We start from the raw sequence: 8,367 nt of genomic DNA, 5'->3' as shown, positions 1-8,367 counted from the left end.
ACCTGCTCACAACACAAGCCCACCAAAATTCCCAAGTTCGGGGAATTCCGGTGGCCTTATCTTGTGCTTCGGTCTTTAACCGCTTGGCTGCGCACCTTGCTATTTATTATAACTTTCCACTATCACATCATCATCCGTCAGGGTTAAATTCGTCAAACTGCCATTTGCCGGACGGACCGTTAAATCATACTTACCACCGCCATAACGTTCCATCAGGCTTAGCAACGTATTCCCGTGACTGATCAGTAGCACGTTGTCGCCGTCTTTAAGCTCTGGATTACGCCTAATAAGATCAAAACCTTGATCTACCCGTGCCCAATACTCCTCGTTATTCTCGGCTTGGTGGAAAGGATCCGCCTCCTTCAAGTAATCCTTGGCCTTGCCAATCGAATACTTGGTCACAATATCTTTAAAGGTTGGTAGCCCATGGGGAGCACCAGCTAAATACCAGGCCTGCGCCATATCGTTACCTTCGTAGTAGCCATAAAACTCTTCGCGGAAGAACATCGCCGTCTGCGGTTCGGTTACTTTTGACGCCTGATTTTCTTTTAAAATGAGTTTAGCCGTATCCATGGCTCGAGTGGTGTCACTGCAATAAGCGGCGTCAAAATGAATATCGGCTAACCGCTTCCCCGTAGCCACAGCGCCATCAATCCCCTTTTGTGTCAAAGGCGAGTTGCTCCAGCCTTGTAATTTATTGTAAATATTAAAGTAAGTTTGCCCATGACGAACAACGTATAAATTGAGTTTTGTCATAACTTGACACCTCATTTCTTTAGTTAATCCCAGTATATCACCATCCGAATGTAACCAAAACGTTAAAATGAAAGCGCTGACTTGCAAAAAACACTTCTTATATTTTGCTAAATTTTCCCTCTAATCCGGCACAACTGCCAAAAGTCTGCTAAACTTATGAACATCAATATGTCGTTAAAAGGAGTCATTATTTTGCTGTTTTTAAAGCGCTTATGGCAAAAAACGGATACGCGACTGGGCTTTGCTACGTTGCTGCTCATCTGTTTTTGGCTAAAAACTCTGCTGGCTTACTTCGTTGATTTTCACATTGGACTCAACGATCCGCTGCAGTTCATTCTGTATATTCTAAATTCAATTCCTACTGCAATCATTTTCTACAGCCTGGCGCTATATATCAAGCGCACCCGGCTGTTTTATACGTCAATCATTGTGCTGGATATCCTAAATACCGTGTTACTTTACCTAAACGTCATTTACTACCGTGAGTTTACTGATTTCATGACGGTTTCCACCATGCTGGGATACAACAAAGTCAATCAGGGGCTTAGTGGCAGTTCTGTTGCCTTGGCTAACTTTCACGACGTTTTCTTCTGGATCGATCTAGTTGTCATCGCGGCATTACTGTTCACCAGACGAATCAAAACCGACAACCAGAAGCTAAACTGGCGGGCCGGTTTCGCCGTCACTTCATTAGGCTTCTTAGCCTTTGGGTTCAATATGGCAATCAGTGAAATGAACCGGCCACAGTTATTAACTAAAACGTTTGACCGGTCTTATGTTGTCAAATACTTGGGTTTAGACACCTTCACCATGTATGACGGTGCCAAAACGCAACACAATAGCGATGTCCGAGCGACCGCCAAAAAATCACAGCTAACTGACATTTTAAAGTTTGTCCATAGTCATTACGCCAAACCGAATAAATCGTACTATGGCAAAGCTAAGGGTAAAAACGTCATTGTGTTGCACTTAGAGAGTTTCCAACAGTTCATGATTGATAAAAAAGTGAATGGTAAAGAAGTTACCCCCTTCTTGAATAAGCTCTACCACAGTCAATCAACCTATGCCTTTGATAATGTCTTTCATCAAGTCGGTCAAGGTAAAACTAGTGATGCTGAAAACATGCTAGAAACCAGCACTTATGGCTTACCTCAAGGGTCACTATTCGCACAGCTCGGTAGTGATAATACCTTCCAGGGTGCCCCATCAATTCTGAAACAAAAAGCTGGCTACACCTCCGCCGTTTTTCACGGTAATGTTGCCAGTTTCTGGAACCGAAATAACACCTATAAGAACCTCGGCTATCAGTACTTCTTTGACGCTAGTTACTACGACACTTCCGGTGATAAGTCGCTTGGGTTTGGACTGAAAGATAAGCTCTTGTTCAACGACTCAGTGAAGTACTTGCAGCGTCTCCAACAGCCATTTTACGTGAAGTATTTAACAGTCACCAACCACTTCCCATTCTCACTAGATAAAGAGGATCAAGACGACGGTTTTAAAGCGCCAAACACTGGGGATAAAACGGTTAACAACTACTTCAAGACCGCCCATTATTTGGACGAATCCATCAAAGAGTTTTACGCTTACTTGCATCGAACTGGATTGGATAAAAAGAGTATTGTTGTGTTGTATGGTGATCACTATGGTATCTCCAACTCTGAAAATACCAGTTTAGCTAAGGCCCTCGGTAAGAACCCCAGTGACTGGACCGACTTTGACAACGCTCAACTGCAACGTGTACCCCTGATGTTTAATATGCCGGGTACAAAGGGTGGTTACGTCGACCACACGTACGGCGGTGAAATTGACGTTCTGCCTACACTGTTGCATCTATTAGGTATCAGTACCAAGCAGTATATTCAGTTCGGAACTGATCTATTTTCTAAAGCGCATGATCCAGTTGTGGCCTTCCGAAATGAGGATTGGGTCAACGATAAGTATACTTGTTTATCCGACGTTCTTTATGACAACAAAACTGGGCAAGAACTCCACCCAAATAAAAAATTACAGGCCAAAATTAATCAAGTACAAGCGAAAGTTAAACTTGAACTGAACTTGTCGGATTCACTTAATCAGAAAAACTTGTTGCGGTTCTATCACCCCAAGGGACTTAAAGCGGTTGATCCAGCAAAGTATAACTACGCTAATGGATTGAGCAAAGAAATTAATATTGAACGTCGCTTGAAGGGCAAATCAACGAGTTTGTATAGTGAAAATGGCAATCGATCAACTCAGTCAGATTATAAGACCGACGCACCTGAACTGCACCATAAGTCAACGGATACTAACCGAATCAAGATTACGAACCCGGACGCAAATAGTGGTGACAAATAACAAGGTGTGACACAACTCGGTAGATTCCAGAATATAAGACAAACTAGCACCATTCCGTTGGTTTTTATCGGAATGGTGCTAGTTTGTTTTATATGGCCGGAATCTGAGTTGTGGAACAGGTTAAGACTACATTCAAGTCGCAAACTAAAGTCAATTATAAAGCAGCGGTTATTAACGAAGCTAACCGACATACTTACCAGTATCGACTTATGGCACAACCCGTTTTTAATTATTTTTGCTTAATAATCGACGATGAATGCATTGGTCCTCGACGATCAGGATATAACTTAGCCATAATCGAATTGATTGCAATCGGTGCTTCACCATAAGCAGTAGCAATCAGCGCCTGCTTACCAGGATAAGTCACACTATCACCAATGGCATAGATTCCAGGTACACTGGTTTCCATTTGGGTATTGACGGAAAACAGCCGGTGATCCGTTGCCAGATCCAGATTCCAACCGTCCACCGTTTTATGATCAGAGGTGAATCCATAGCTGACAATCACATCATCCACCTCTAACGTCTCGGTTTCATCATCAGAACGCATTTTCTTGATCGTGACTAGCATGCCGTCATCACTCTTCTCAATTGCTTTAATCATGTATGGCGTTTGGACATCAATAGTTGAGTCTTTAACCTGTCCAACGGTGTGTTCCAGAGCCCGGAACTCGTTACGCCGGTGAACTAAGTGAACCTCTTTGGCAACTGGTTCTAACATCAAGGCTTCATCTAAAGCTGAATCACCCCCACCAGCGATAAGAACACGGTGGTTTTTGAAATGACTTAAATCAGTAATCGCGTAAAACAAGCTTTTACCTTCAAATTCTTTGACGTTATCAATTGCTAACGGCCGGGGTGAAAACGAACCGTTTCCAACTGCAATCACAACATTCTTTGAATAAGTCTTATCACTGGAAGTCGTAATGGTAAACCCGTCGTCTGTTGGTTCGATATTGGTAACGGTTTGATTAGTCTTAACATCAATTGGGAAGCCTTTAAATTGTTCTAATTGTTGATCGATTAAGTGCTGTGCCTGAATGTCGGGAATTCCAGCAACATCCAAAATCCGTTTCTCTGGATATAAAGCACTGACCTGACCACCTAGAACCGGTAAGCTTTCAATCAGCTGTGCGGAGGCTTCCCGTAAACCAGCATAAAATCCAGCAAAAATTCCGGCGGGACCGCCGCCAACAATCGTTAAATCGTATTGTTTATCCAACTTTGACACCTCTCTCAGCATTTTAATTAATAATCCGTTGTCCCTGTAAAGTTCGAACTTCACGCAAACCAGCGTCAATCAGAACGAAAACAGCAATCCAGCCCGCGATGATGATCAACCATTTTTGAATGTCAAACGCCGCTAAAAATGGTGCGGGCGCTTGCCAGTCCCAACAAGCATGAAGTAATACGGCTAGTAGGTAAAATCGCAAGAATTTTGGTCTGACCATCGTTTTCCCCTTCACTGGCTTGTGACGCACCTTAGCGAGGATGATAGCAGCACCGATAATAGCTGACCAGATGGTATGAGTACCGATTGCTTGCCAGCTCCGCACAAACAGAGTAACTAAGCCAAATTCACCAGTATATCCCGAGGTCTCGAAAACGGCAAAACCAGCACCGACGCAAGCCCCAATCAACATACCATTAAAAATATAGTTAACCCTAAAACTATTGATAAAGTAACCAATTATCAGTAATTTGGCGGTCTCTTCAATAAAACCAATGGCTAACGCCGATCCAAGATCTGTTCCATTACCTGAAGGAATGATTTGGTACAGCACCATTGTAGCCACTAGCGAAGCGATACCACCAATCAGAAAAACTTCAGTCGCCTGAAAAACGGAAATATTTTTATACACGTTAATCTCAAAAAACATAATTGCAAGTGAAAATGGCACCGCCAGCGAACCAATAAAAACCATCCCAGGCACGGCTTTATCACTGTGAAAAACAAGAAAAAGCAGCGTTAACAATGCAAAGCTCAAGCCTAGCAAAGCTAACACCCGCGAAAATACCCAGGGTTTTACTGGCGCAGAAGAAACTTCATCCAGACTCGGCGTTGTCCTCTTGGTACCGACAATAAATAAGGCATCCGCTTCATCCTTATTATGCCGTTTGAAAACCTCTGAAAACATCCGAAACAGGTGAATTTCAACTGCAGTATCATCACCCGTCCACTCGTTCAGCTCCTTGGTTGCATCGTCCAGAAGGTTTTCTCGGTGCTTCTTCTTTAATTGTTCTTCTGATAAATTCTGGGTCATGTTTTCCTCCAAGTCTATGATTTCTCATACAGCTGAACACAAAATATTGTACCACATGTGTCCGTTTTCAAGTAGCAACCGACTCGTTACACAATGGACAATCAATCCTTAATACAGCAGCGATGTAACGTTGAATTCTCCTTAAATTTCTTGTATTTCAAAGCCGCATCACTTATCATTAAAGAGTATAGTGCAGCGCTTTCAACAATATCAAAGAGCGGTTGGGTATAAATCGTTCGATGGAGGTTTTTTGATGGCTACAAAAAAAATGATTTTGGATCTGGATACTGGGATTGATGATTCACTGGCAATTGCCTACGCATTAGCAGCCCCAGATGTTGATTTAATCGGTATCATTGGCTCATATGGTAACGTCTACGTGAAGGATGGCGGGATTAACTCGCTGAAGATTTTGGAATTACTGGGTGCTCCCGACGTGCCCGTTTATTTGGGCGAAAGTCACTCCCTTACAAGTGATCATTTCGACCGGATGCAAGTCAGTGCCCGAATTCATGGTGAAAATGGGATTGGTCAAGTTGAACTGCCAGAACCTAAGCGCCAATTAGAGAAGACTTCAGGTGTCGACTTCTTGATTGATTCAGTTAAGAAGTACGGTAAAGACTTGACACTGGTCCCAACTGGTCCAATGACGAACCTAGCCAAGGCCTTAGAAAAGGCCCCAGAAATCGCGACTGAAATCGGTAACGTTACTTTTATGGGCGGTGCATTAACCGTTGAAGGCAATGTTAATGCTTACGCAGAAGCCAACATCAACCAAGATGCTGAGGCTGCCAACGCCGTCTTCACCAGCCCGATGCAGTTAACCATGGTCGGCCTAGATGTTACTTTGCGGACATTATTGACCCGTAAGGAAACCTCACAATGGCGTGAGCTTAATACCAAGGCTGGTGCAGCCTTTGCTGACATCGTTGACTACTATATCGAAGCCTACGAAGAAACCAATCCACAAGTTCCTGGTTGTGCACTGCACGATCCACTGGCCGTTGGTGTTGCACTAGACCCAAGTTTTATCACCACCCTTGGACTCAACATGTTTGTCTCCACAGATAAGGAAACTTATGGTCGAACAATCGGTGACCAAGCTCGTTTGGATCAACCTGAAACTAACGTCAATGTTGGTATCAACGTTGACGCCGATCGTTATTTAGCAACCTTCATGAAATATCTGACAGGATTATTTGCTAAGAACTAAACTTATAAACGGCAGTACCCCCACAACTGAAAACAGTTGTGGGGGTACTTTTTGTTTTCTTCTCCCATATCAAAAAAGCCACTGATTTCGATGTTGAAATCAGGGCTTACATCTCATTTACTCGTTCAGTTTAAAATACTGGTTCACGAACTCAGCCACACCGTCTTCCTCGTTGGTACCAGTGTGGTATTGAGTCAACGCGGTAATTTCAGGAATCGCATTGGCCATCGCCACCCCTACTGAAGCTGCTTTCAACATTCCCGCATCATTTTCAGCGTCACCAAAGGCCATGAGATTGCTCTCATCCCAACCAAAGTGCTGCAATAGTGCGTGTAACCCAGCTGCCTTATCAGTAGTGGGGCTGAGAAATTCCAAAATGTGCGGTTGTGACCGGGCAATATGATACTTTTCATGAAGCTCAGGTGTTAACGCCGCAATCATTTGATCCAACTCTGCGGGCTTTTGGGCAGCAACGACTTTGGCATATAAGTGATCAGGCAATTCATCAAAGGTCATGGGATTAAACTTGATGCCGCCACCCAACGTGTAAATTGATTTGACTAAATCAGTCACTGGATAAACTTGTTCAAAATCTAAGATGTCCATGGGAAACCCGTTGGCTTTGCAAAAATCATGCAACGGTACTAAATCCGTCTTGCTCAAACCCTGCTTAGCTAAAACATCGCGGCTGGTGTTATTGATCACCAGCGCACCGTTAAAGGTAATCGTATAATCGTCAGCACCCGTCAAGCCAAGTTGTTCAATATAGTGCCAAATGGCGTTGATTGGTCGCCCAGTACATAAAACGATCTTGACGCCGGTTGTTGCTAATTTTTTTAAAGTCAGTTCGTTAACTTGACTAATTTTTTTATCATTGGTCAGTAACGTATTATCCAGATCCAGGGCTACTAATTTGATCATCATATCCACCTCATTGATTTCTTCACAATAGTTTTAGTATAACCCATTGATTCTATTTGAGGAAATCTTCAATCACCGCAAGAACGCCGCTATCGTTGTTCGTCAGTGGTGTGATTAAATCCACCTGCTGTTTAACAAACTCAGGTGCATTCTTCATGACGTAACCGTACTTAGCCTGCTGGAGCATTTCTAAATCGTTACCACTATCGCCAAAAGCTAGGGTTTCATCATGACTAATCTGCCATTTTCGCTGTAATTTAGCTAAACCGTAAGCTTTATTAACGTGGGGCAAAATGACATCGATTCCACCCAGACCACTGGAGGTTGCTCGCAATTGACCTGCGAAGGCCTGATTGACTAACGCTTCCTGCTTTGAAACGTCAAACGATGGCCAAGTAATATCGACCTTATAAATGGCATCGGTCACTTCCGTTAAATCCATCACGTGTGTGAGGTTACCGTAAAAATAACTGGATTGCTTGAATCTTTTTGAGCTGGCTAGCATTTCTGTCCACGCTGCTTGACGGCCTGAAAGTAACACCCAAGCTTGCTCGAATAGGGGTTGGTCCTGCATCCACTTTAAAAACGCTGTTAACACGGTCGGTGGAATCACATCTTCGCTGATTGTCTCACCGTTTGAGACTATGTGTGCTCCATCTTCGGTTAAGTAGGTAATTTCGCCGGTTAAACCATTAAAATATTGGGGTAAATGGGGATACTGATTGCCACTAGCGACGACAAAACGAACGCCCTGTTCCTGCATCTTCGTCAGGAGTCGTTGAAAGTGTGAGTGATCATAATCACTTTGATCATTCAAAAAGGTCCCGTCCATATCAGTGGCAATTAATCTGATGGTCATTTAATCACCTCAGTTGC

The 8,367-nt window shown here is 43.3% G+C and carries 7 protein-coding genes; 2 read left to right on the top strand and 5 right to left on the bottom strand.

What is annotated here, in order from left to right; all coding sequences use genetic code 11:
* Window positions 1–99: 99 nt before the first annotated feature.
* Entirely contained in the window at window positions 100–756 is a 657-nt protein-coding gene (locus HC026_RS04535) for a histidine phosphatase family protein (protein WP_168924798.1), read from the bottom strand.
* Between the two features lie 168 nt (window positions 757–924).
* Between HC026_RS04535 and HC026_RS04530 the strand changes: the two genes are divergently transcribed.
* Window positions 925–3,093 carry an LTA synthase family protein gene (locus tag HC026_RS04530; protein ID WP_168924797.1) on the top strand — a complete coding sequence of 723 codons (2,169 nt, stop codon included), beginning with the start codon at window positions 925–927 and terminating at the stop codon, window positions 3,091–3,093.
* Between the two features lie 229 nt (window positions 3,094–3,322).
* Here HC026_RS04530 and HC026_RS04525 read toward each other — a convergent pair whose 3' ends face one another.
* Both HC026_RS04525 and HC026_RS04520 read right to left on the bottom strand, forming a co-directional pair.
* Window positions 3,323–4,336: an NAD(P)/FAD-dependent oxidoreductase gene (locus HC026_RS04525; protein ID WP_168924796.1), complete on the bottom strand. Its 1,014-nt coding sequence runs from the start codon at window positions 4,334–4,336 to the stop codon at window positions 3,323–3,325.
* A gap of 1 nt (window position 4,337) precedes the next feature.
* Window positions 4,338–5,357 (bottom strand): PrsW family intramembrane metalloprotease, encoded by a 1,020-nt coding sequence (locus HC026_RS04520; protein WP_168924795.1) that lies wholly within the window; start codon window positions 5,355–5,357, stop codon window positions 4,338–4,340.
* Window positions 5,358–5,610: 253 nt separating this feature from the next.
* Between HC026_RS04520 and HC026_RS04515 the strand changes: the two genes are divergently transcribed.
* Window positions 5,611–6,570, top strand: a complete 960-nt coding sequence (locus tag HC026_RS04515; RefSeq protein ID WP_168924794.1) for a nucleoside hydrolase — start codon at window positions 5,611–5,613, stop codon at window positions 6,568–6,570.
* A gap of 117 nt (window positions 6,571–6,687) precedes the next feature.
* Here HC026_RS04515 and HC026_RS04510 read toward each other — a convergent pair whose 3' ends face one another.
* Together HC026_RS04510 and HC026_RS04505 are read right to left on the bottom strand one after the other, a co-directional pair.
* Window positions 6,688–7,491 carry a Cof-type HAD-IIB family hydrolase gene (locus HC026_RS04510; protein ID WP_168924813.1) on the bottom strand — a complete coding sequence of 268 codons (804 nt, stop codon included), beginning with the start codon at window positions 7,489–7,491 and terminating at the stop codon, window positions 6,688–6,690.
* Between the two features lie 52 nt (window positions 7,492–7,543).
* Window positions 7,544–8,350 (bottom strand): Cof-type HAD-IIB family hydrolase, encoded by an 807-nt coding sequence (locus tag HC026_RS04505; protein WP_168924793.1) that lies wholly within the window; start codon window positions 8,348–8,350, stop codon window positions 7,544–7,546.
* Window positions 8,351–8,367 lie beyond the last annotated feature (17 nt).

The sequence above is a fragment of the Secundilactobacillus angelensis genome, assembly GCF_012641075.1.
Taxonomy (GTDB): domain Bacteria; phylum Bacillota; class Bacilli; order Lactobacillales; family Lactobacillaceae; genus Secundilactobacillus; species Secundilactobacillus angelensis.
The sequence above is the reverse complement of the archived record's forward strand: the minus strand, read 5'-3'. Positions and strand labels throughout refer to the sequence as shown.

Excerpts from the sequence above, each read along its gene's own strand:
- HC026_RS04535 (WP_168924798.1), bottom strand. The coding sequence starts at position 756 with ATGACAAAACTCAATTTATACGTTGTTCGTCATGGGCAAACTTACTTT.
- HC026_RS04530 (WP_168924797.1), top strand. The coding sequence starts at position 925 with ATGTCGTTAAAAGGAGTCATTATTTTGCTGTTTTTAAAGCGCTTATGG.
- HC026_RS04525 (WP_168924796.1), bottom strand. The coding sequence starts at position 4,336 with ATGCTGAGAGAGGTGTCAAAGTTGGATAAACAATACGATTTAACGATT.
- HC026_RS04520 (WP_168924795.1), bottom strand. The coding sequence starts at position 5,357 with ATGACCCAGAATTTATCAGAAGAACAATTAAAGAAGAAGCACCGAGAA.
- HC026_RS04515 (WP_168924794.1), top strand. The coding sequence starts at position 5,611 with ATGGCTACAAAAAAAATGATTTTGGATCTGGATACTGGGATTGATGAT.
- HC026_RS04510 (WP_168924813.1), bottom strand. The coding sequence starts at position 7,491 with ATGATCAAATTAGTAGCCCTGGATCTGGATAATACGTTACTGACCAAT.
- HC026_RS04505 (WP_168924793.1), bottom strand. The coding sequence starts at position 8,350 with ATGACCATCAGATTAATTGCCACTGATATGGACGGGACCTTTTTGAAT.